Genomic DNA, 21,140 nt, shown 5'->3' with positions numbered 1-21,140 from the left:
CTCAGCGCAAACCCAGATCCTGACCAAAAGTGTCGAAACCGGTCCGTAACACAAGGGTGGTACGGACGGGTCACCCGTCCGGTGCGCCCGTGCCCCGCTCGCGCGTCCCGGCCCGCGCCCTCACAGCCCGAGGAGCCAGCGACCGCCGCCGATCAGCGACGAGAGCGAGACCGCGTGGAAGAGGAGGAGCCAGATCGCCGCCGGCGCGTGCGTCAGCCTGGCCAGCTGGTCCGCGTCGGAGTCGGGCGCACCGCCGTACCTGCGCTTGGACTGGAGCTCGAACGCCGGGCGCACCCCGCCGAGCAGCAGGAACCAGACGACCGTGTAGGCGAAGGCGGACTGCACCTGCGCGGAGGTCAGCCAGGAGACCAGCAGGAAGGTCGTGCCCGTGAGGATGACCGTCAGCGCGCCGTAGAGGTTGCGGATCATCACGAGCATCACGGCGAGGAGCGCGGTGGCCAGCCACAGGAGCAGCGTGATCCGGCCGTTGGTCAGCAGCCAGGCGCCGCCCAGCCCCAGCAGCGGCGGCGCCGTGTAGCCGGCCGCCGCGGTGAGGATCATGCCGACACCGGTGGGCTTGCCCCGGCTCACCGTGAGGCCGCTGGTGTCCGAGTGCAGCCGGATTCCGGAGAGCTGGCGTCCGGTGAGCAGCGCGACCAGGCCGTGGCCGCCCTCGTGGGCGATGGTGATCGCGTTGCGCGAGAGCCGCCATATCAGGTTCGGCACCACCGCGACGAGCGCCGCCGTGGCGGTGACGACGACCAGCCACTGCTCGGGAGCCGGCTGGGTGCCGAAGACGCGATCCCACAGATCGCCCAGTTCGGTGCTGTCCATGGTGCGAGCGGCTCCTTGAGGTGGTCGGGGGTTCCGCGTCCACTCGGGTGGCGGGTCGTGGCAGTCTGGCACTTATGTGCGGACGGTATGCAGCGAGTCGGCGGCCGGAGGATCTGACCGGGCTCTTCGGGGTGGAGAAGTGGGAACCCACCGAGACCCTTGAGCCTGACTGGAACGTGGCGCCGACCAAGGAGGTCTACGCGGTTCTGGACCGCCCTGTGAAGGACGCCGCCGACCGGCGGCCGGTTCGCCAGCTGCGCGCACTGAAGTGGGGACTCGTGCCGTCCTGGGCGAAGACACCCGAGGGCGGCGCCCGCATGATCAACGCGCGCGCCGAGACCGTCCACGAGAAGCCGTCCTTCCGCCGCCCCTTCGTCTCCAGGCGCTGCATCCTGCCCGCCGACGGCTACTACGAGTGGGTCACCGGGTCCGACGAGCGGCAGCTGGAGGAGCAGGGGAGGAAGAAGCGGCCGCGCAAGCAGCCCTACTTCGTGACGCCCGCCGACGGCTCGGTCTTCGCCATGGCCGGTCTCTACGAGTTCTGGCGCGACCGGACCCTGCCCGACGACCATCCGCAGGCCTGGTGGGTCACCTGCTCGGTGATCACCACCGAGGCCGAGACCACACCCCTCGCCGTGGCACCCGCCGAGGGTCCCTCCTCGCTCTCCGACATCCACCCCCGGATGCCGCTGATGCTGACCCCGGACCGCTGGGACGACTGGCTCGACCCGTCGCGCACCGACCTCGGGGAGCTCAAGGCGCTGCTCGAGCCGCCGCCGGCCGGGCTGATGCGGGCCTACCCGGTCGCCACCGCCGTCAGCAACGTCCGCAACAACGGCCCGGAACTCCTGGAGGAGCTCGCCGCGCCGGAGGTCGGAACGCTCTTCTGAACCGGGCAGGATGGACACTGTGAGCCGTACCACGGGGACAGGGCAGAGGGCCGAGAACGTCGGCACGGACGCCGGGGAGGCCAGGATCACCTGGTACCCCGCCGAGCGGGCGCGCCTCGTGCTCGCCGTCGGGCACGGCGCGGGCGGCGGCATCGAGGCCAGGGACCTCCGGGCGCTGGCCGCCGTGCTGCCGGCCCTACGGGTGACCGTGGCGCTGGTCGAGCAGCCCTGGCGGGTGGCCGGGAAGAAGCTGGCGCCCGCGCCCCGGACCCTCGACACCGGCTGGCGCGGCCTGTGGCCCGCGCTCGCCGCCCGGGGGCTGCCCGTCGTCTCCGGAGGGCGCAGCGCCGGGGCCCGGGTCGCCTGCCGTACGGCAGGGGAGCTGGGGGCCGCCGCGGTGCTCGCCCTGAGTTTCCCGCTCCATCCCCCCGGCAAGCCGGAGAAGTCCCGGGCGGACGAGCTGCTCGGCACGGGCGTACCCACCCTCGTGGTGCAGGGCGGCCGCGACCCGTTCGGGCGCCCGGAGGAGTTCCCCGCGGGTGAACACACGCTCACCGAGGTGCCGTACGCGGATCACGGGTTCGCCGTGCCGAAGAAGGCCCCGCTGACCCAGGATCAGGTGCTGGACACCCTGACGGACGCCGTCACCGGATGGCTCGACGGACTCACCTGACCTTCTCCAGGAGGCCGGGGGCGCGGACCGCCCCGACGTACGCGCCCCCGGGAATGCGCCGTGAGGGACGGCTGTTGTGGCTGGTGTCGGTACAACAACGTCGTACGTGGAGAGAGAGGGAGTCCGTCGCATGGGATCGACCATCTGCCCGAGCCGCTCGAACGCCGCAGACCTGCAGTGGACGGTTCTGCACGCGGCGTCGGGCACCCCGGCGCGCGCCCCGGGCGGAGCGGGACGACAGCCCGCGCGCGAGCAAGGTCGACTATTCTCCGATGCGAGCGGGTCCGGTCTCGGTTCCGCCACATCGTTGGAGGAGGTGGGTCCGGTCACTGGGACCGACACAGGGACCGACGACGGCCGTGCGCAGGAGACGACTGCCGAGCGCAACGCGCGCTTCGAGCGGGACGCCCTCGGATATCTCGACCAGATGTACTCGGCCGCGCTGCGCATGACGCGCAACCCCGCGGACGCCGAGGACCTGGTCCAGGAGACCTACGCGAAGGCGTACGGATCCTTCCACCAATTCCGTGAGGGTACGAACCTCAAGGCGTGGATGTACCGCATCCTCACCAACACCTTCATCAACTCGTACCGCAAGAAGCAGCGTGAACCCCAGCGGAGCGCCGCCGAGGAGATCGAGGACTGGCAGCTGGCGCGTGCGGAGTCGCACATGTCGACCGGTCTGCGTTCGGCGGAGTCCCAGGCGCTGGACCACCTTCCCGACTCCGACGTGAAGTCCGCGCTGCAGTCGATCCCCGAAGAGTTCCGCATCGCCGTGTATCTCGCCGACGTAGAGGGCTTTGCGTACAAGGAGATCGCGGACATCATGGGGACACCCATCGGTACGGTGATGTCCCGGCTGCACCGTGGGCGCCGTCAGCTGCGCGGCATGCTGGAGGACTACGCGCGTGAGCGCGGACTCGTCCCGGCCGGAGCCGGTGAGTCGGACGACAGGAAAGGCTCGGCCTCATGAGCTGCGGAGAGCCGCACGAGACGGACTGCTCAGAGGTTCTCGATCATCTCTACGAGTTTCTCGACCATGAGATGCCCGAGGGCGACTGCACCAAGTTCGAGGTGCATTTCGAGGAGTGCTCCCCGTGCCTGGAGAAGTACGGCCTGGAGCAGGCCGTGAAGAAGCTGGTCAAGCGCTGCTGCGGGCAGGACGACGTACCGGCCGACCTGCGTTCCAAGGTGATGGGCCGGATCGACCTGATCCGCTCGGGACAGGCCGTGCCCGAACAGGACGTCGCCCTGGGCGGAGCGGACCGCCCGGCCGTCGCCGAGTGACACCGCCCGGCCCGCCGCGCGCCGGCCGCTGAAGCCGGAGTTTGTCACCCGAATGCGCTAATCCGGCCTGTTCGGGCCCTGCCGATCACCCAACTCGCTAGCCTGGCGCCTCCATTGACCAGGCTGGGGGCGGGCGGAACGGGTGAGGGGAACACCGGGGGCGGCGCGCGCCCACATCGTCTCCGTGGTGGTCTGCGCCGTGGTGTGCGCGCTTCCGGCGCTCGATCCCCGGGCCTCGACCCCCTGGGGCACCCTCGGTCTCCTGGCCGGCCTCCATCTCGCCTGCGAACTGCCCGGCCGCTGCAGGATCCTCTCCCGTGCCCTGCCGGTGGGCGCCGGATCGTTCTTTCCCCTGCTGCTCGCCGCGGCCTTCCTGCTGCCTCCCTCCGCCGCCGTCCTCGTCGCGGTGCCCGGCGCGCTCGCCGGGCCCGTGGACCGGCCCCCGGTGGCGGCCCGCCGCCTCTGGCGGGCAGGCCGGCTCGCGCTGGCCGTGGGGGCGGCCTCCTGGACGTACTCACTCCTGGGCGGTCCCGCCACGCTCGGCGGCCCTTCGGGCGGGGGAGCGCCGGAGCTGCCCTACGCCCTGCTGCCGGTCTGCGCGACGGCCCTCGTCTTCAGCCTCGTGCTGGCGGCGCTGGACGGGAGCATCCTCGTCACCGCCGAGCGGGTGGCAGCCGGGCACGCCTGGAGGGGCCTGGCGGCCCGCTCCGTGGGACCGCATCTGGTGCACGCGCTCGCGGGGCTGATGATGGCCGTCCTGTGGCGGAGCTCCTACGGACCGCCGTCCGCGCTGGTCGTCCTGCTGCCCATGTACATCTCGTGCTGGGTGTTCGCGCAGTACCACCGCCAGCACACGGCTCACCGCGCCACCATCAGGGCGCTCGTGCAGGCGGTCGACATCAAGGACGGTTACACCCGCGGGCACAGCGAGCGCGTGGGCCACGCCTCCGAGCTGATCGGCCGCGAACTCGGCATGGAGGAGGGCCGGATGGAGGCACTCCGCTTCGCCGGCATCCTGCACGACGTCGGGAAGCTCGGTGTGCCGACCAGGGTCCTGCGCAAGGACGGACCGCTCACGCCCGAGGAGCGCCGGGTCATCGAACTCCACCCCGAGTACGGGCACGAGATCGTCCGGGGCATCGGATTCCTGGACGAGGCCCGTGCCGCGATCCTGCACCACCACGAGCGGCTCGACGGCAGCGGCTACCCGTACGGCCTCACCGGTGACACGATCCCCGAGTTCGCCAGGGTGGTGGCGGTCGCGGACGCCTTCGACGCCATGACGTCGACCCGCTCCTACCGGCGCGCCCGGCCCGTTCCCGTGGCCGTGGAGGAGCTGAGGCGCTGCGCCGGCAGCCAGTTCGACCCGCGCATGGTGCACGCCCTGGCGCGCGCCCTGGACCGGCACGGCTGGTCGGCCGCGGCCAACACGGTCACCTCCGACGAGGAGCCGGCGGGACTGCCGCGGCCCAGGCCAGGGGCGCGGACCCCGGAGACCGGGCCGGCCGAGCGCCGGCCCGGACCGCCCCGGTGACCCCGCGCCACCCGTCCCGCACGGCGCTCGCCGTCCGCGGCGCCGCGCTGCTCCTCGCGGTGTCCGCGCTGGGGCACACCCTGTGGAACGGGGTCGTCGAACCCGGGCACGCACTGGCCTTCGGCGTCCTGGTCGCCGTCGGTGAGCTCGCCCGCTGGGGCGCGCTGCCCGGCGAGCGCGAGCCCGCGCCGCTGGGGGCGGCCGGGGCGCTCGCGTACGCCCTCCTCGGGCGCAGCGCCGGGCAGGAGACCGCGCACGGCGTCCTCCAGGTGGTCACCGTCACCGTCGCCGCGCAACTGCTGGCCTGCGGGCCCCATGTGGCGCGCGGGAACGGGCCGGGGCCCGACCGGGCGGCCCGCAGGGTCCTCGTCGTGGCGTTCGCCGCCCTGTGCTTCCAGCCGCTCCACCATTCAGGCAGGTCGGAGCTCTGGTTCGGGGAGGGGCCGTACTTCGCGCTCTTCCTTCTCCTCCTGCTCCTGCTCACCGCGCTCTGCGACGCCGTGCTCACCGCCCTCACGGCGGGGACGTCCCGGCCGTTCGGGCCGCAGCTGCGCGACGAGCTCCGGGCGCTCGGCGGCATCGGCCCGGCCGTCTGCGCGACCGGTGCGGTGATGGCCCTCGGGGTCGCCGTGGCGGGGCTGTGGGCGCTGCCCGTGCTCTGCGTGCCGCTGCTGCTCACGCAGGTGTCCTTCCGCCGCTACGCGGCGGTCACGACCACCTACCGGCAGACCATCGCCTCGCTGGCCCGGTCCACGGAGATCGCCGGCTACACCCCGCACGGCCACGCCCGCAGAGTGGCCGAGCTCTCCACCGCCGTCGGCAGGGAGATGGGCCTGGCAGGGCCCGAGCTGACCGTGCTGGAGTACGCGGCGCTGATGCACGACATCGGCCAGCTCTCGCTCGTCGACCCCGTGGCCGACGGGGCGACGGCCCTCCTCCCGGACGCCGAACAGCACCGGATCGCTCTCCTCGGGGGCGCCGTGGTCCGTCAGACGGGTGTGGATCCCGCGGTGGCCCTGGTGGTGGAACAGCAGGCCGATCCGTACCGCGAACAACAGACCCTCGCCAGGATCGTCCGCGCGGTCAACGCGTACGACGACCTGTGCGGGGAAGGCGTCAAGGGGTCCCTGCGGGCGCTGGAGCAGCTGAGGCTCGGCACCGGCCACATGTACCAGCCGCAGGTGGTCGAAGCGCTGGCCAGGGTCCTGGCGCGGGGCGGGCCGGCACCGGCCGGGGCCGGGTAACCCACGGGTAATGAGCGAGCGTCCGGCCCGGCATGGTTGGATGCGAAGAAGAGCGGAAAAACGAGGGTGTCCAGTCGGGACAGGCGGGAATCGTGAGGATCTTCGGGAAGGTACGGCATCGGCCGTCCGCCTCTTGGCGGCAGGCCACGGACCGCGCGTTCACGCTGATCGGCGACGGCCGGTACGAGGACGCGGGGGCACTGCTCACGCGGGCGGCGGATCTGGAGCCCTGGCTCTCGGAGTCCTGGTTCAATCTCGCGCTGCTGCACAAGTTCCGGCACGACTGGGAGCAGGCCAGGGCCGCGGGCCTCCGCGCTGTGGCGCTCCTGGACCGTGAGTCCGGGGCCCCGGACTGGTGGAACGTCGGGATCGCGGCCACCGCGCTCCAGGACTGGCCGCTGGCCCGCCGGGCCTGGCAGGCGTACGGGCTGAAGGTGCCGGGCGCCGGGCAGTACAACGCGGCGGCCAACAGTGAGCCGACGGGCATGCAGCTGGGCACCGCCGCCGTGCGGCTCTCGCCGGAGGGTGAGGCGGAGGTCGTCTGGGGACGCAGGCTCGATCCCGCCCGGATGGAGGTGCTGTCGATCCCGCTGCCGTCCTCGGGGCGGCGATGGGGCGAGGTCGTCCTGCACGACGGCGTTCCGAACGGCGAGCGGGTCACCGCGGCCGGGCCTTCGTACCCGGTCTTCGACGAGATCGAGCTGTGGGCTCCCTCGCCGGTTCCCACCTGGGTCGTCCTCCTGGAGGCGGCCACCGAGGCCGACCGGGACGCGCTGGAGCAGCTGGCCTCCGACGCGGGCTTCGCCGCCGAGGACTGGTCGTCCTCGGTACGGCTCCTGTGCCGTGCCTGCTCGGAGAGCAGGATGGAGAGCGACGAGGGCGACGGCGAGCACCTGGACCCGCACGACCACAGCGAGCCGGGCCATCCGGGCCCTCTCGGCCACCGCACCGCCGGTGACCTCTGGGTGCCGGAACGCGAGTGCGGGATAGCGGCTCCCGCCGGGCTGGTGCGGGGTCTGCTGGACGGCTGGGTGGCGGACAGCCCGGACAGCCGTGAGTGGCGGGATCTGGAAGAAGTCTGCTGATTGGTGCCCGTAGGCTGTACGGGCACCGAAGCGGGTGCGTACTCACGGGTTCAGGTTGCAGGAAGGCGTACGGCGGACATGTCGCAGCAGGAGACGGACCAGCAGGCCGGTGTGGACGACGAGGGGTTCCTCGTGGACACCGAGGACTGCGAGGCGCGCGAGGCGGCGCACCGCGAGCGCGGCACCTCCCGCCCGATCACGGTGGTCGGCAACCCGGTCCTGCACCGGGAGTGCAAGCCGGTCACCGAGTTCGGTGACGAGCTCGCCCGGTTGATCGACGACATGTTCGCGAGCCAGCGGACCGCCGAGGGTGTGGGGCTGGCCGCCAACCAGATCGGTGTGGACCTGAAGGTCTTCGTGTACGACTGCCCGGACGACGACGGTGTCCGGCACGTCGGAGCCATCTGCAACCCGGTGGTCGAGGAGCTGGCCCCGGAGCAGCGCAACCTCGACGACTCCAACGAGGGCTGCCTCTCCGTGCCCACGGCCTACGCCTCGCTCGCCCGCCCCGACTACGCGGTCGTGCGCGGTCAGGACGCCCGGGGCAACGCGGTCCGGGTGCGGGGCACGGGCTATTTCGCCCGATGCCTCCAGCATGAGACGGACCACCTGAACGGCTACCTCTACATCGACCGGCTCTCCAAGCGGGACCGCAAGGACGCGCTGAAGCAGATGGCGGAGGGCACCCCCCGCTACCCGGTCGTCGCGAACGACTGAGTACACGACGGACGACGGCAGGGCCCCACCGGTGACCGGTGGGGCCCTGCCGCGCTTCGGTGCCGCACAGTCGCAGTACGGTTCAACAAGCGTTTTCCCAGGGGCAGTTGACGCGGGTAGACAACTTCCGACAGGCTCACTGGCGGCAGCTCACCCCCACAACAGGGAGAACTCATGCTCCGACGTGTTTCGCGTGCGCTACTCGGATTTGTCATGATCATGGCCGTTTGTGTAGGCGGTGGGCTGGCCACCGCCGGCACCGCGCAGGCCGACGGCTGTTACACCTGGACCCGGACGCTGAAGGAAGGGATGTCGGGCAACGACGTCACCCAGCTCCAGATCAGAGTGGCCGGCTACCCGGGCTACAACTCGGTCCTCGCCATCGACGGCTCGTACGGGCCCGCCACCAAGGCCGCCGTCACCCGCTTCCAGTCCGCCTACGGTCTCGCCGCGGACGGTGTCGCCGGGCCGAACACCCAGGCGAAGCTGTACGCGCTCCAGGACAACGACTGCACCCCCATCCACTTCACCTATCCCGAGCTCAACACGTGCAACAGCACCTGGGCGGGCGGAAAGGTCGCCGCCGGTACCGCGAAGGCGAACGCGCTGAGCAGCATGTGGAAGCTGGAGGCGCTGCGGCACGCGCTCGGTGACCAGCCCCTCCGGGTCACCAGCGGCTTCAGGTCCGCCTCGTGCAACTCCGCGGTCGGCGGGGCGTCCAACAGCCGTCACATGTACGGCGACGCGGTCGACCTCGGCTCCGGCCCGCACTCGCTGTGCACCATCGCCAAGCAGGCCCGCAACCACGGCTTCAACGGGATCCTCGGCCCGGGCTACGCGGGCCACAGCGACCACATCCACGTGAACCAGGGGCCGAGCCACTTCTGGTCGGCCTCCAACTGCGGTATCTGACACCGGCTCCCGGGGCCGGAAGGTCAGGCCGCCTCGGCCAGGCCCTCCGGCCCCCGGAACGTACGCCGGTACGCGTTCGGCGTCGTGCCCAGGACGCGTACGAACTGGTGGCGCAGGGCCGCCGCGTTCCCGAAGCCGGTCCGCCCCGCGATCATGTCCACCGTGGCGTCGGAGGTCTCCAGCAGATGCTGCGCCAGCAGCACCCGCTGGCGCAGCAGCCAGCGGTAGGGCGTGGTGCCGGTCTCCTGCTGGAAGCGTCGGGCGAAGGTCCTCGGTGACATGTGGGTCTGCGCCGCCAGCTGTTCCACGGTCATCTCCTGGTCGAGGTTGCCCTCCATCCAGGCGAGCGTCTCGCCGACCGTGTCGCAGCGGTTCCTCGGCAGCGGGCGCTCGATGTACTGCGCCTGGCCGCCGTCGCGGTGCGGAGGGACCACCATCCGGCGGGCGATCGCGTTCGCGACGGCGGGGCCGTGCGCCTGGCGGACCAGATGCAGTGCCGCGTCGATCCCGGCCGCGGTGCCGGCCGAGGTGATGACCGGGCCGTCGTCCACGTAGAGCACGTCCGGCTCCACGCACGCTCCGGGGAAGCGGCGGGCCAGCTCGTCAGCATGACGCCAGTGGGTGGTGCAGCGCCGGCCGTCGAGGAGTCCGGCGGCACCGAGGACGAAGGCGCCGGAACAGACGCTCAGCACGCGCGCGCCTCGCGCGACCGCCCGGCGCAGGGCTTCGAGCACCTCCTCCGGGAACTCCCGCTCCACGTATCCCGCTCCGGCGGGCACGGCGACGAGATCCGCCTCCTCCAGGCGCTCCAGCCCGTGCGGGGTGCTGATCGTGAACCCCGCGTGCGTCCGCAGGGAGGGGCCCCCGGCAGAGACGACCGCGAAATCCTGCACCGGCAGCCCCTCCTCGGAGCGGTCGAGGCCGAACACCTCGCACAGCACGCCGAGTTCGAAGGGGTTGACCTCGTCGACCAGCAGGACGGCGACATTCTTCAGCATGGCGGCAGTATGGCAGTAATTCGATGCTGCATGACAGTCCTGCCACTGCCGCGAAAGCGCCGGCCGGACGACAGTAGAGCCATGAACACATTCCTGAGCTACCTGTCCATAACCGCACTTTTCGCCCTCGTCACGCTGCCCGCGCTGCTCGGGTTCGCGCGGGAGCGCCGGATCTCACAGGAACTGAGGGAGGCCCGACGGCGGGAGGCCCAGCCCCCGGAAACGGCGGACGCCGCGCGGCCGGTCACGGCCACGCGGCGTCCCCAACCGAGAAGCTGGGCGAGGATCTAGAAGTCGTCGTCGAAGCCGACGGTCCCCTCCACCGCCACCTGGTAGGCCGAGGGGCGACGCTCGAAGAAGTTCGTCAGCTCCTGGACACCCTGCAGCTCCATGAAGGAGAACGGGTTCTCCGAGCCGTAGAGCGCCGGGAAGCCGAGCCGGGTGAGCCGCTGGTCGGCGACGCACTCCAGGTACTGACGCATCGACTCGGTGTTCATGCCGGGCAGGCCCTCGCCACACAGGTCGCGGCCGAACTGCAGCTCCGCCTCGACGGCCTCCTTCAGCATGTCGGTCACCTGCTGCTGGAGCTCGTCGTCGAAGAGGTCCGGCTCCTCCTTGCGGACGGTGTCCACGACCTCGAACGCGAAGTTCATGTGCATCGTCTCGTCACGGAACACCCAGTTGGTGCCCGTGGCGAGACCGTGCAGCAGACCGCGCGAGCGGAACCAGTACACGTAGGCGAACGCACCGTAGAAGAACAGCCCCTCGATGCAGGCCGCGAAGCAGATCAGGTTCAGCAGGAAGCGGCGGCGGTCCGCCTTCGTCTCCAGCCGCTCGATCTTCTCGACCGAGTCCATCCACTTGAAGCAGAACTGCGCTTTCTCGCGGATCGAGGGGATCTCCTCGACCGCGTCGAACGCCGCCGCCCGGTCGTCCGGGTCGGGCAGGTAGGTGTCCAGGAGCGTCAGGTAGAACTGGACGTGCACGGCCTCCTCGAAGAGCTGCCGCGACAGGTACAGCCGCGCCTCGGGGGAGTTGATGTGCTTGTACAGCGTCAGCACGAGGTTGTTGGAGACGATCGAGTCACCGGTCGCGAAGAACGCCACCAGCCGGCCGATCATGTGCTGCTCACCCGGCGACAGCTTGGCGAGGTCGGCGACGTCCGAGTGGAGGTCGACCTCCTCCACGGTCCAGGTGTTCTTGATCGCGTCCCGGTAGCGCTCGTAGAAGTCCGGGTATCGCATGGGACGCAGGGTCAGCTCGAATCCCGGGTCGAGCAGGTTCTTGTTCTCGGTGGACATTACTGGCAGGCCTCGCAGGACTCGGGGTTTTCGAGGGAGCAGGCGATCGCGTCCGCGTCGGGGGCGGACGCCTGCTGCACGGGAATCGGCACGGCAGCCGCCTGGCCGGACGCCGCACGGGCGATCCGGGTGGCCGGGCGGGAGCGCAGGTAGTACGTCGTCTTCAGCCCCTGCTTCCAGGCGTACGCGTACATCGATGAGAGCTTGCCGATCGTCGGCGTCTCCATGAACAGGTTCAGCGACTGGCTCTGGTCGAGGAACGGCGTACGGGCCGCCGCCATGTCGATCAGGCCGCGCTGGGGGATCTCCCAGGCCGTGCGGTACAGCGCCCGCACGTCCTCGGGGATCCAGGCGAAGCCCTGCACGGAACCGCTGGCCTCGCGCAGCGCCTCACGGGTACGGGCGTCCCACACGCCGAGCCTCTTCAGCTCGTCCACCAGGTAGCCGTTCACCTGGAGGAACTCACCGCTGAGCGTCTCGCGCTTGAACAGGTTGGACACCTGCGGCTCGATGCACTCGTACACCCCGGCGATCGAGGCGATCGTCGCCGTCGGCGCGATGGCGAGCAGCAGCGAGTTGCGCATACCGGTCTTCGCGACCCGGGCGCGCAGCGCGTCCCAGCGCTCCGGCCAGTTCAGCTCGGTGTCGTAGTGGTCGGGGTGCAGCACACCGCGCGCGGCACGCGTCTCGGACCAGGCCGGCAGCGGGCCGGACCTTTCGGCGAGGTCGCAGGAGGCCTCGTAGGCGGCGAGCATGATCCGCTCGGAGATCTTCGTGGAGAGCGCGCGGGCCTCGGGGGAGTCGAAGGGCAGCCGCAGCTGGAAGAAGACGTCCTGGAGACCCATCGCGCCGAGACCCACCGGCCTCCAGCGGGCGTTGGAACGGCCCGCCTGCTCGGTCGGGTAGAAGTTGATGTCCACGACCCGGTCGAGGAAGGTCACCGCGGTGCGGACGGTGGCGTCCAGCCGCTCCCAGTCGATGGAGCCGTCGGCCACGAAGGCGCCCAGGTTGACCGAACCCAGGTTGCAGACGGCGGTCTCGCCGTCGTCGGTGACCTCCAGGATCTCCGTGCAGAGATTCGAGGAGTGCACGACCCGGCCCGGCTCGGCGGTCTGGTTCGCGGTGCGGTTGGACGCGTCCTTGAACGTCATCCAACCCTGGCCGGTCTGCGCGAGGGTGCGCATCATCCGGCCGTACAGCTCACGTGCCGGAAGCGTCCTGCGGGCCATGCCCTTCGCCTCGGCGGCGCGGTAGGCCGCGTCGAACTCGTCGCCCCAGAGGTCGACCAGCTCGGGGACGTCGGCCGGGGAGAACAGCGACCAGGTTCCGTCCGCGTCGACCCGGCGCATGAACTCGTCCGGGATCCAGTGCGCGAGGTTCAGGTTGTGCGTACGCCGCTGGTCCTCGCCGGTGTTGTCGCGGAGCTCCAGGAACTCCTCGATGTCCGCGTGCCAGGTCTCCAGGTAGACGGCCGCGGCGCCCTTGCGCCGACCGCCCTGGTTGACCGCCGCGACCGAGGCGTCCAGCGTCTTCAGGAACGGCACGATGCCGTTGGAGTGCCCGTTGGTGCCCCGGATCAGCGAGCCGCGCGCCCGGATGCGGGAGTACGACAGACCGATGCCGCCCGCGTGCTTGGAGAGCCGCGCCACCTGGTGGTAGCGGTCGTAGATGGAGTCCAGCTCGTCGTTGGGGGAGTCCAGCAGATAGCAGGACGACATCTGCGGGTGCCGGGTGCCGGAGTTGAACAGCGTGGGGGAGGAGGGCAGGTAGTCGAGCCGGTTCATCAGGCCGTACAGCGCGGCGACCTCGTCCAGGGCGCGCTCGGAGTCGTCCTCGGCGAGCCCGGCGGCCACCCGCAGCATGAAGTGCTGCGGGGTCTCGACGACCTGCCGGGTGATCGGGTGGCGCAGCAGGTACCGGCTGTACAGCGTCCGCAGCCCGAAGTAGCCGAAGCGGTCGTCCGCGGCGTCGGCCAGCGCGCCGTCGACCAGGGCGTCGAGGGCCTTCGCGTGCAGCGAGACGAACTCGGCCGTGCGGTCCGCGATCAGGCCCTCGCGGTGGCCCACGGCGACGGAGGCCGAGAAGGAGACCGCGCCCTGGCCGGCCGCCTCGTCCGCGACGGTCAGGGTCAGGAGCCGCGCCGCCAGCCGGGAGTAGGCAGGGTCCTCAGAGATCAGACCGGCGGCGGCCTCGGTCGCCAGCTCGCGCAGCTCCGCCTCGTCCGCCCGGGCGCTGCGGCCGCGCAGGGCGGCGGCGGCCACCCGTCCGGGGTCGGTGTCGGGCAGATCGGCGGTGAGAGCGGTCAGGGTCCGCAGAAGCGCGGTACCGGGCGCGTCGGTCGTGAGACCTTCGGATTCCGCTGCTGAAACCGGATCGGCAGGCGCGATGGTCACTGGGGCTTTCCCTCGCTCGGCTCGGGGCCTGCGGGAGCGGGGCAGCCGGACACGGCGAGGCACGGGGCAGCGCGGCGCGCGGCGTCCACCGGCCTTCCGCGAGGCCCGGACGTCTCGTCGCCCGGTTCGGTCGAGCCGGGCGCGCTGTCGACAGGTCCTCGGACTTCACGGGTGTGCGCAGGCACACCGCCACACCGTTGCGGGACAGTTCCGGATTCACACCGGATTCCCCTGTGACGACAGCGAGGTCGAGCATACATGTGGGGGCTGCTGGTTTGAGCAGCCCCCACATCTTGTGTCGCGCGATCAGAGATCGAGAATCTTGTGTCGCGCGATCAGAGATCGAGTTGGTAGGTGAGGAGCGCCGGACGCCCCGGAAGCGGGTTCCAGTCCCGCTCGGGAGTCCGTACGAAGCCGAGGCGGGCGTAGAGGCGATGGGCGCCGAGCATGGCCGGATGCGTCGACAGGACGATCCTGGACAGCCCGGCGGCGCGCGCCCGCTCGACGCAGGCCCGCACGAGCGCCTCGCCGGTGCCCCGGCCGCGGGCCCCGGAGGCCACGGCCAGCATCCGGAACTCGGCCTCGCCACTCCGTGCGATGTCGGCCCAGGGGCTGCCGGGCGGGACATAGGTCACACCTCCCAGCAGCCGCCCGCCGGCATCGGAGGCGGCGAGAACCTCCGCCTCGGCCGCCCGCCGGCCGATCGCCCGGAGCTGCTCCAGGTAGGGGTCCTCGTCGCCGAAGTCCAAGAGCCCGTCGCCGAGGTAGGCCTGGGCCGTGATCTCGCCCAGTTCCTCGTACCGAGAGGGCCCGACCGGCCCGATCGAAACGTCCATGGCCGCCAGTCTCGCGCGTCGTTCCGGATCCGCGCCCGGATTTCCGCCGTTCCCGGGCGGGCCCGCACATGGGACGGCCCCGACGGGAACTCGCTCCCGCCGGGGCCGTCCCGGGACCGGGGGTCAGTGACCGCCGGGCGCGCCCGCCGTGGCCGGCGGGAGCTCCGCCTTGACGCCGGGGTCGCCGATGTCCGCCGTGTAGTCGGACGGCGAGGTCTCGTCCACACCGGCCGGTGCCTTGGCCGCGTTCAGCACGAAGGTCAGCACGACCACCACGATGACGTTCAGCACGAACGCGGTGAGGCCGATGTAGCCGATCTCGCCGATGCCGGGGATCTCCTTCGAGGAGCCGCCGAAGTGCTTCTGGGTCGGGCTGGCGACACCGTAGGCGGCCACCGTGCCGTAGATCATGCCGACCGCCCAGCCGGCGATCAGCGCCCAGCGGTGGAACCAGCGGGTGAACAGACCGCCCACCAGGGCCGGCATGGTCTGGAGGATCCAGATGCCGCCGAGCAGCTGGAAGTTGATCGCCACGGTCTTGTCCATGGTGAGGACGAAGGCGAGCGCGCCCACCTTGACCAGCAGCGAGACCAGCTTGGAGACCTTGGTCTCCTGCTCCGGTGTCGCGTCGGGCTTGAGGAAGTCCTTGTAGATGTTGCGGGTGAAGAGGTTCGCCGCGGCGATCGACATGATCGCGGCCGGGACCAGCGCGCCGATTCCGATCGCGGCGAAGGCCACACCCGCGAACCAGTCCGGGAACATGTTCTCGAACAGCTGCGGGATCGCGAGCTGACCGTTGTCCACCTTGATCCCCGCGGCGATCGCCATGAAGCCGAGCAGGGCCAGCAGGCCCAGCATCAGCGAGTACAGCGGCAGGATCGTGGTGTTGCGCCGGATCACCTCACGGCTGCGGCTGGAGAGCGTCGCCGTGATCGAGTGCGGATACATGAAGAGGGCGAGTGCCGAGCCCAGCGCCAGAGTGCCGTAGACCCACTGGCCGGACGCACCGGGTGCGAGTCCCGCCACCGGTTTGCCGGCCGCGTCGTTCATCGCGGAGAACTTCTCGTTGGCCGCGGAGAAGATGTCGTCGAACCCGCCGAGCTTGATCGGGATGTAGATGATGGCGACGGCGATGACCAGATAGATCAGGCCGTCCTTGACGAACGCGATGAGCGCGGGCGCCCGCAGCCCCGAGGAGTATGTGTACGCGGCGAGCACGGCGAACGCGATGAGCAGCGGCAGGTCCTTGATGAACCAGTGCGTGTTCTCGCCGCCGCCCACGCCCATCACGTCCAGTACGGCCTGGATTCCGACCAGCTGGAGCGCGATGTACGGCATCGTGGCGAGGATGCCGGTGAGGGCGACCGCCAGCGAGAGCCCCTTCGAGCCGAAGCGGCCGCGGACGAAGTCCGAGGTGGTGACGTACCCGTGCTTGTGCGAGACGGACCACAGCCGGGGCAGGAAGGTGAAGATCAGCGGGTAGATGAGGATCGTGTAGGGAACGGCGAAGAAGCCCGCCGCGCCCGCCGCGTAGACCGCCGCGGGCACCGCGACGAAGGTGTACGCGGTGTAGAGGTCACCGCCGAGCAGGAACCAGGTGACCCAGGTGCCGAACGATCTGCCGCCGAGGCCCCATTCGTCGAGGCTGGCCTCGTTCTCGGCCTTGCGCCAGCGCGCGGCCATGAAGCCGATGACCGTGACGGCCAGGAAGAAGAAGATGAACACGGCGAGTGCGACGCCGTTCACGCCGTCCTTCATGCGGAAGCACCCCCCTTGCGGGCGCGCTGGTCACGCTGCCACAGCACGTACGCGATCATCGTCAGCGAGGTGGAGATGAGGACCCACAGCATCTGGTACCAGTAGAAGAACGGGATGCCGATGAAGGTCGGATCGACCTTCGAGTACGAACTCACCCACAGCATCGCTACGAACGGCGCGATCAGGCAGAGCGCGATCACCACCCTGACAGGTGTCACGGTCGGTGGTTTCGTAGATGTTTCATCTGACATGCGGTGTCCGTCCCCTCGCTGATCACCTGGTGTAATGCGCAGGAAATCTAGGCGAGAGCTCCGGCCACCGTCACCCCCCGTCCGCATTGCGGTCCTGCAACGTTCCGGTGTCGCCCGATATGACTGATCCCCCTGCTGGAACAGGGGGATCGGCGACGCGGAGGAGCCGGAGGATCTCAGTCGGCGGGACGCTTCAGACGGGCGACGAACTTGTACCGGTCGCCCCGGTACACCGACCGCACCCACTCCACCGGCTCGCCGTCGCCGTCGATCGAGTGACGGGACAGCATGAGCATCGGCAGACCCACGTCGGTGCCGAGCAGTCCCGCCTCGCGAGGCGTGGCGAGCGAGGTCTCGATGGTCTCCTCGGCCTCGGCCAGCCGGACGTCGTACACCTCGGCGAGAGCGGTGTAGAGCGAGGTGTACTTCACCAGTGAACGGCGCAGCGCGGGAAAGCGCTTGGCCGAGAGGTGGGTGGTCTCGATGGCCATCGGTTCACCGCTGGCGAGACGGAGCCGCTCGATCCGCAGAACCCTGCCGCCCGCCGTGATGTCCAGCAGCCCGGCGAGCATGTCGTCCGCCGTCACGTAGCCGATGTCCAGCAGCTGGGAGGTGGGTTCGAGGCCCTGGGCGCGCATGTCCTCGGTGTACGAGGTGAGTTGCAGGGCCTGGGACACCTTCGGCTTGGCCACGAAGGTGCCCTTGCCCTGGATGCGTTCCAGCCGGCCCTCGACCACCAGTTCCTGGAGTGCCTGACGCACCGTGGTGCGCGAGGTGTCGAACTCGGCGGCCAGGGTCCGCTCGGGCGGCACCGGCGTGCCGGGAGGCATGGTGTCCGTCATTTCGAGGAGATGGCGCTTGAGCCGGTAGTACTTGGGGACACGCGCCGTCCGCGCGCCCGCGCCCGTCTCGCCCGCGCTGCTGGCCCCTTCGGCACCCATGGCCCGCCTTCCCGACTGCTGCGTTGCTGCCGTCACCGGCTCCTCCGTCTGTCGCGGCTCACATGGTGGCACGGTCCGGTCACGGCTCGTCGCCCTCCCTCAGGTGTCGGTCCGATAACGGACGCGAGTGCACTTCTTATACACCCTTGACACCCCTAAAGGTCTAGGCCAAGCTCCCGGTACTGGTCTAAACCATTAAAGACCAGGTCCCAGCCCCACAGGTAGCGCCAGGCGTACGTCCTCGCGGGTGGGTGGGGGGTTGCAGCACCCTGAGGAGGGTTTGGCGTGAAGCGCAAGCTCATCGCGGCGATCGGCGTCGCGGGCATGATGGTCGGCATCGCAGCATGTGGCTCCGACGACGGCGGCAGCGACAGCGGCAAGCAGGCAGGTCCGGACAGCTACAAGGGGCAGACCCTGACTGTCTGGGCCATGGACGGCTCGACGCCTGAGCAGTGGCAGAAGGATCTTACCGCCGAGTTCGAGAAGAAGACCGGCGCCAAGGTCAAGTTCGAGGTCCAGCAGTGGAACGGCATCCAGCAGAAGCTGACGACCGCCCTCTCCGAGGAGAACCCGCCGGACGTCTTCGAGATCGGCAACACGCAGACCGCGGCCTACGCGAAGACCGGTGGCCTCGCCGACCTCGGTGACCTCAAGTCGGAGATCGGCGGCGACTGGGCGGCCAACCTGAACGAGGCCTCCGTCGTCGACGGCAAGCAGTACGCGGCCCCGTGGTACTTCGCGAACCGCGTGGTCATCTACAACAAGTCGGTCTTCGCGGAGGCGGGCGTCACCGAGACCCCCAAGACCCGTGACGAGTTCTTCGCCGCGCTCGACAAGATCAAGGCGAAGGGCAAGGCGGAGCCGCTCTACCTGCCCGGCCAGAACTGGTACTTCTTCGACGGCCTCACCATCGGCAAGGGTGCTGAGCTCATCAAGAAGGACGGGGACAAGTGGGTCTCCAACCTCGCCGACCCGAAGATCGGCGAGGCGATGGACCTGTACAAGAAGTACCAGGCCTACTCCAAGGCCCCCAAGGACAAGGACGAGGCGACCCCGCAGCAGGCGGACGTCTTCGCCAAGGGCAAGACCGGTGCCTTCATCGGCATGGGCTGGGAGGCCGGCACCGCGATCGCCGCCAACCCGGCCATCGAGAAGGAGATCGGCTACTTCACCATTCCGGGTGACACCGCCGACAAGCCCGAGGGTGTCTTCCTCGGTGGCTCCAACCTCGCCGTCGCCGAGGGCAGCTCGAAGCAGGAGCTCGCCAAGGAGTTCCTGAAGCTCGCGCTCTCCGACAAGTACGAGGGTCAGCTCGCCAAGCTGAACGGCGTCATCCCGAACAAGGAGTCGCTCAACTCCAACCTGACCGGCAACGTGGTCGCCGAGGCCGCCGCGCCGTCCGCCAAGGTCGGTGGCACCACGCCGCTGATCCCGGAGTGGGCCGCGGTCGAGAACGCGCCGAACCCGATCAAGACCTTCATGACGGCGGTCCTGAACGGCAAGTCGAACGCCGAGGCCGCCAAGCAGGTCGAGGCGGAGTTCAACAAGCGCCTCGCGCAGAAGCAGTAAGGCCGAACTGCCGGGGGACGGATTCCGAAGAGGAGTCCGGCCCCCGGCAGTCGACGTGTGTCCCATGGTGCCGAGAAAGAGATGGCGAGCATGACCGTGCAGACCGAACGGCCGCCTTCAGGTCCGACGGACGTGGTGAAGGGGACCGGCGCAGAGCCGAGCGGGGCCTCGGCGGCCCGTCGCAGAGTGGGCGACGCCGCCCCCTACCTGCTGCTGTTGCCCCCGGTGGCAGTCACCCTGGTGTTCCTCGGCTGGCCGCTGGTCAAGAACGCCCTGCTGTCGTTCCAGAACCTCAACATGAGGCAGCTGATCCAGCACCTCACCGAGTGGAACGGGGGTGACAACTACAAGGAGATCCTCGGCAGCGCGGACTTCTGGAACGTCACCGTCCGGTCCATCCTCTTCACGGCCGCCAACGTCGTCCTGATCATGATCTTCGGCACGCTGATCGGGCTCCTGCTGGCGAGACTCGGCAAGCGGATGAGGATCACCCTCCTCATCGCCCTGGTCCTCGCCTGGGCCATGCCCGTCATCGCCGCGACCACCGTCTTCCAGTGGCTGTTCGCCTCGCGGTTCGGCGTCGTCAACTGGGTGCTGGACAAGATCGGCTTCCACTCGATGGCCGACTACAACTGGACCGGCTCCCAGTTCTCCACCTTCTTCGTGATCACCATCCTGATCGTCTGGATGTCGATCCCGTTCGTGGCCATCAACCTGTACGCGGCCACCACGACGATCCCCAAGGAGCTCTACGAGGCGGCCGCGCTGGACGGTGCCACCGCCTGGAAGAGCTTCACCTCGGTCACCATGCCCTTCCTGCGGCCCTTCCTCTTCGCGACGACCTTCCTCGAAGTGATCTGGGTCTTCAAGGCCTTCGTCCAGGTGTTCGCGATCAACGAGGGCGGACCGAACCGCCTCACCGAGATCCTGCCGGTCTACGCCTACGTCGAAGGCGTCGGGAACCAGCACTACGGCATGGGGTCGGCGATCGCGCTCCTCACCGTCGTGATCCTGCTCCTGCTGACCTCCTACTACCTCCGGATCGTTCTCAAGCAAGAGGAGGACGAGCTGTGAAGCGCTCGGCTTCGTCGTCAACGTTCAGCCGCGTCTGGCCCAACGCCACGGCGGTCCTGCTGGTCATCGGCCTCCTGTTCCCCGTGTACTGGATGTTCGCGACGGCCTTCAAGCCGACGCCGGACATCGTCGCGGACGACCCGGTCTGGTTCCCCGTCAACTTCACGTTCGAGCACTTCCAGACCGCGGTGAACGCGGAGAACTTCTGGACGCTGGTCAGGAACTCGCTCACGGTCACCGTTCTCGCCGTGGCCTTCTCGCTCATCCTCGCGCTGGCCGGCTCGTTCGCCCTGGCCCGGATGCGCTTCAAGGGGCGCAAGGGCTTCGTGATCGGCTTCATGGTCGCCCAGATGGCGCCCTGGGAAGTCATGGTCATCGCGATCTACTTCATCGTGCGCGACGCGGACATGCTCAACAGCCTGATCCCGCTGACCCTCTTCTACATGGTCATGATCCTGCCCTTCACCCTCCTGACGCTCCGCGGATTCGTCGCCGCGGTGCCCAAGGAGCTGGAGGAGTCGGCGATGGTGGACGGCTGCACCCGGCCCCAGGCGTTCGTCAAGGTGATCCTGCCCCTGCTGGCCCCCGGTCTGATGTCCACCTCGATGTTCGGCTTCATCACCGCGTGGAACGAGTTCCCGATGGTGCTGGTGCTGAACAAGCAGGCGGAGTCCCAGACCCTGCCCCTGTGGCTGTCCCAGTTCCAGAGCCAGTTCGGCGACGACTGGGGCGCCACGATGGCGGCCTCCTCGATCTTCGCCATCCCGATCCTCGTCCTCTTCGTCTTCCTGCAGCGCAAGGCCGTCAGCGGTCTGACCGATGGCGCAGTGAAGGGATAACACG

The 21,140-nt window shown here is 69.7% G+C and carries 21 protein-coding genes and 1 riboswitch; of the genes, 13 read left to right on the top strand and 8 right to left on the bottom strand.

What is annotated here, in order from left to right; genetic code table 11:
- Positions 1-120 precede the first annotated feature (120 nt).
- On the bottom strand, positions 121-834 hold the full coding sequence (locus ACGFNN_RS11095) for a M50 family metallopeptidase (RefSeq protein ID WP_362553514.1): 714 nt from the start codon (positions 832-834) through the stop codon (positions 121-123).
- Positions 835-908: 74 nt separating this feature from the next.
- Here ACGFNN_RS11095 and ACGFNN_RS11090 point away from each other — a divergent pair, with 74 nt between their 5' ends.
- The 9 genes from ACGFNN_RS11090 to ACGFNN_RS11050 all read left to right on the top strand — a co-directional run bounded on the left by ACGFNN_RS11090 (position 909) and on the right by ACGFNN_RS11050 (position 9,176).
- On the top strand, positions 909-1,724 hold the full coding sequence (locus tag ACGFNN_RS11090) for an SOS response-associated peptidase (RefSeq protein WP_393554763.1): 816 nt from the start codon (positions 909-911) through the stop codon (positions 1,722-1,724).
- A gap of 10 nt (positions 1,725-1,734) precedes the next feature.
- Positions 1,735-2,397, top strand: a complete 663-nt coding sequence (locus ACGFNN_RS11085; protein WP_393554761.1) for an alpha/beta family hydrolase — start codon at positions 1,735-1,737, stop codon at positions 2,395-2,397.
- A 316-nt stretch (positions 2,398-2,713) separates the two neighbouring features.
- On the top strand, positions 2,714-3,370 hold the full coding sequence (locus tag ACGFNN_RS11080; RefSeq protein ID WP_033298180.1) for a sigma-70 family RNA polymerase sigma factor: 657 nt from the start codon (positions 2,714-2,716) through the stop codon (positions 3,368-3,370).
- Complete coding sequence (rsrA, locus tag ACGFNN_RS11075; RefSeq protein WP_362553524.1) at positions 3,367-3,684, top strand: mycothiol system anti-sigma-R factor; 318 nt, start codon at positions 3,367-3,369, stop codon at positions 3,682-3,684. Before ACGFNN_RS11080 ends, rsrA begins: the two co-directional genes overlap by 4 nt.
- Before the next feature lie 142 nt (positions 3,685-3,826).
- Complete coding sequence (locus ACGFNN_RS11070; protein ID WP_393554758.1) at positions 3,827-5,218, top strand: HD-GYP domain-containing protein; 1,392 nt, start codon at positions 3,827-3,829, stop codon at positions 5,216-5,218.
- Positions 5,215-6,462 carry an HD-GYP domain-containing protein gene (locus ACGFNN_RS11065; RefSeq protein ID WP_393554756.1) on the top strand — a complete coding sequence of 416 codons (1,248 nt, stop codon included), beginning with the start codon at positions 5,215-5,217 and terminating at the stop codon, positions 6,460-6,462. The genes ACGFNN_RS11070 and ACGFNN_RS11065 overlap by 4 nt, the downstream gene beginning before the upstream one ends.
- A 92-nt stretch (positions 6,463-6,554) precedes the next feature.
- Entirely contained in the window at positions 6,555-7,547 is a 993-nt protein-coding gene (locus ACGFNN_RS11060) for a hypothetical protein (RefSeq protein ID WP_365528501.1), read from the top strand.
- A 78-nt stretch (positions 7,548-7,625) separates the two neighbouring features.
- Positions 7,626-8,264, top strand: coding sequence for a peptide deformylase (gene def / locus ACGFNN_RS11055; RefSeq protein ID WP_393554754.1), 639 nt, complete (start codon positions 7,626-7,628; stop codon positions 8,262-8,264).
- 174 nt (positions 8,265-8,438) lie between these two features.
- Entirely contained in the window at positions 8,439-9,176 is a 738-nt protein-coding gene (locus ACGFNN_RS11050; protein WP_362553539.1) for a D-Ala-D-Ala carboxypeptidase family metallohydrolase, read from the top strand.
- A gap of 23 nt (positions 9,177-9,199) precedes the next feature.
- On the opposite strand, the gene ACGFNN_RS11045 is transcribed toward ACGFNN_RS11050, so the two are convergent.
- The gene (locus ACGFNN_RS11045; RefSeq protein WP_393554751.1) at positions 9,200-10,174 is read right to left on the bottom strand and encodes a GlxA family transcriptional regulator; all 975 of its coding nucleotides are present in this window, start codon (positions 10,172-10,174) and stop codon (positions 9,200-9,202) included.
- Positions 10,175-10,255: 81 nt separating this feature from the next.
- On the opposite strand from ACGFNN_RS11045, the gene ACGFNN_RS11040 reads away from it, so the two are divergent.
- Positions 10,256-10,465: a hypothetical protein gene (locus tag ACGFNN_RS11040; RefSeq protein ID WP_393554749.1), complete on the top strand. Its 210-nt coding sequence runs from the start codon at positions 10,256-10,258 to the stop codon at positions 10,463-10,465.
- Here the strand turns inward: ACGFNN_RS11040 and ACGFNN_RS11035 are convergent.
- The 6 genes from ACGFNN_RS11035 to ACGFNN_RS11010 form a co-directional block, all read right to left on the bottom strand.
- Positions 10,462-11,475 carry a ribonucleotide-diphosphate reductase subunit beta gene (locus ACGFNN_RS11035; protein ID WP_393554748.1) on the bottom strand — a complete coding sequence of 338 codons (1,014 nt, stop codon included), beginning with the start codon at positions 11,473-11,475 and terminating at the stop codon, positions 10,462-10,464. The two genes, ACGFNN_RS11040 and ACGFNN_RS11035, sit on opposite strands and share 4 nt — an antisense overlap.
- Positions 11,475-13,868 (bottom strand): ribonucleoside-diphosphate reductase subunit alpha, encoded by a 2,394-nt coding sequence (locus ACGFNN_RS11030; protein ID WP_393554746.1) that lies wholly within the window; start codon positions 13,866-13,868, stop codon positions 11,475-11,477. Before ACGFNN_RS11030 ends, ACGFNN_RS11035 begins: the two co-directional genes overlap by 1 nt.
- Positions 13,869-13,999: 131 nt before the next feature.
- Positions 14,000-14,141: riboswitch (cobalamin riboswitch) on the bottom strand.
- Between the two features lie 62 nt (positions 14,142-14,203).
- Positions 14,204-14,704, bottom strand: a complete 501-nt coding sequence (locus ACGFNN_RS11025) for a GNAT family N-acetyltransferase (RefSeq protein ID WP_362553554.1) — start codon at positions 14,702-14,704, stop codon at positions 14,204-14,206.
- A 123-nt stretch (positions 14,705-14,827) separates the two neighbouring features.
- Positions 14,828-16,462, bottom strand: a complete 1,635-nt coding sequence (gene mctP, locus ACGFNN_RS11020; protein WP_393554744.1) for a monocarboxylate uptake permease MctP — start codon at positions 16,460-16,462, stop codon at positions 14,828-14,830.
- Entirely contained in the window at positions 16,459-16,713 is a 255-nt protein-coding gene (locus ACGFNN_RS11015; protein WP_393554742.1) for a DUF3311 domain-containing protein, read from the bottom strand. The genes mctP and ACGFNN_RS11015 overlap by 4 nt, the downstream gene beginning before the upstream one ends.
- Before the next feature lie 176 nt (positions 16,714-16,889).
- Positions 16,890-17,654, bottom strand: a complete 765-nt coding sequence (locus ACGFNN_RS11010; protein WP_362668536.1) for a GntR family transcriptional regulator — start codon at positions 17,652-17,654, stop codon at positions 16,890-16,892.
- A 285-nt stretch (positions 17,655-17,939) separates the two neighbouring features.
- On the opposite strand from ACGFNN_RS11010, the gene ACGFNN_RS11005 reads away from it, so the two are divergent.
- The 3 genes from ACGFNN_RS11005 to ACGFNN_RS10995 all read left to right on the top strand — a co-directional run bounded on the left by ACGFNN_RS11005 (position 17,940) and on the right by ACGFNN_RS10995 (position 21,136).
- The gene (locus tag ACGFNN_RS11005; RefSeq protein ID WP_365095207.1) at positions 17,940-19,223 is read left to right on the top strand and encodes an extracellular solute-binding protein; all 1,284 of its coding nucleotides are present in this window, start codon (positions 17,940-17,942) and stop codon (positions 19,221-19,223) included.
- Positions 19,224-19,313: 90 nt separating this feature from the next.
- Positions 19,314-20,297, top strand: a complete 984-nt coding sequence (locus tag ACGFNN_RS11000; RefSeq protein WP_393554739.1) for a carbohydrate ABC transporter permease — start codon at positions 19,314-19,316, stop codon at positions 20,295-20,297.
- Positions 20,294-21,136, top strand: coding sequence for a carbohydrate ABC transporter permease (locus ACGFNN_RS10995; RefSeq protein WP_362553569.1), 843 nt, complete (start codon positions 20,294-20,296; stop codon positions 21,134-21,136). The genes ACGFNN_RS11000 and ACGFNN_RS10995 overlap by 4 nt, the downstream gene beginning before the upstream one ends.
- The last annotated feature ends 4 nt before the right edge of the window (positions 21,137-21,140 follow it).

The sequence above is a fragment of the Streptomyces sp. NPDC048590 genome (assembly GCF_043199535.1).
Taxonomy (GTDB): domain Bacteria; phylum Actinomycetota; class Actinomycetes; order Streptomycetales; family Streptomycetaceae; genus Streptomyces.
The sequence above is the reverse complement of the archived record's forward strand: the minus strand, read 5'-3'. Positions and strand labels throughout refer to the sequence as shown.

Excerpts from the sequence above, each read along its gene's own strand:
- mctP (WP_393554744.1), bottom strand. The coding sequence starts at position 16,462 with ATGAAGGACGGCGTGAACGGCGTCGCACTCGCCGTGTTCATCTTCTTC.
- def (WP_393554754.1), top strand. The coding sequence starts at position 7,626 with ATGTCGCAGCAGGAGACGGACCAGCAGGCCGGTGTGGACGACGAGGGG.
- ACGFNN_RS11035 (WP_393554748.1), bottom strand. The coding sequence starts at position 11,475 with ATGTCCACCGAGAACAAGAACCTGCTCGACCCGGGATTCGAGCTGACC.
- ACGFNN_RS11000 (WP_393554739.1), top strand. The coding sequence starts at position 19,314 with ATGACCGTGCAGACCGAACGGCCGCCTTCAGGTCCGACGGACGTGGTG.
- ACGFNN_RS11040 (WP_393554749.1), top strand. The coding sequence starts at position 10,256 with ATGAACACATTCCTGAGCTACCTGTCCATAACCGCACTTTTCGCCCTC.
- ACGFNN_RS11045 (WP_393554751.1), bottom strand. The coding sequence starts at position 10,174 with ATGCTGAAGAATGTCGCCGTCCTGCTGGTCGACGAGGTCAACCCCTTC.
- ACGFNN_RS11090 (WP_393554763.1), top strand. The coding sequence starts at position 909 with ATGTGCGGACGGTATGCAGCGAGTCGGCGGCCGGAGGATCTGACCGGG.
- ACGFNN_RS11015 (WP_393554742.1), bottom strand. The coding sequence starts at position 16,713 with ATGTCAGATGAAACATCTACGAAACCACCGACCGTGACACCTGTCAGG.
- rsrA (WP_362553524.1), top strand. The coding sequence starts at position 3,367 with ATGAGCTGCGGAGAGCCGCACGAGACGGACTGCTCAGAGGTTCTCGAT.
- ACGFNN_RS11085 (WP_393554761.1), top strand. The coding sequence starts at position 1,735 with ATGGACACTGTGAGCCGTACCACGGGGACAGGGCAGAGGGCCGAGAAC.
- ACGFNN_RS11095 (WP_362553514.1), bottom strand. The coding sequence starts at position 834 with ATGGACAGCACCGAACTGGGCGATCTGTGGGATCGCGTCTTCGGCACC.
- ACGFNN_RS11050 (WP_362553539.1), top strand. The coding sequence starts at position 8,439 with ATGCTCCGACGTGTTTCGCGTGCGCTACTCGGATTTGTCATGATCATG.
- ACGFNN_RS11025 (WP_362553554.1), bottom strand. The coding sequence starts at position 14,704 with ATGGACGTTTCGATCGGGCCGGTCGGGCCCTCTCGGTACGAGGAACTG.
- ACGFNN_RS11010 (WP_362668536.1), bottom strand. The coding sequence starts at position 17,654 with ATGGGTGCCGAAGGGGCCAGCAGCGCGGGCGAGACGGGCGCGGGCGCG.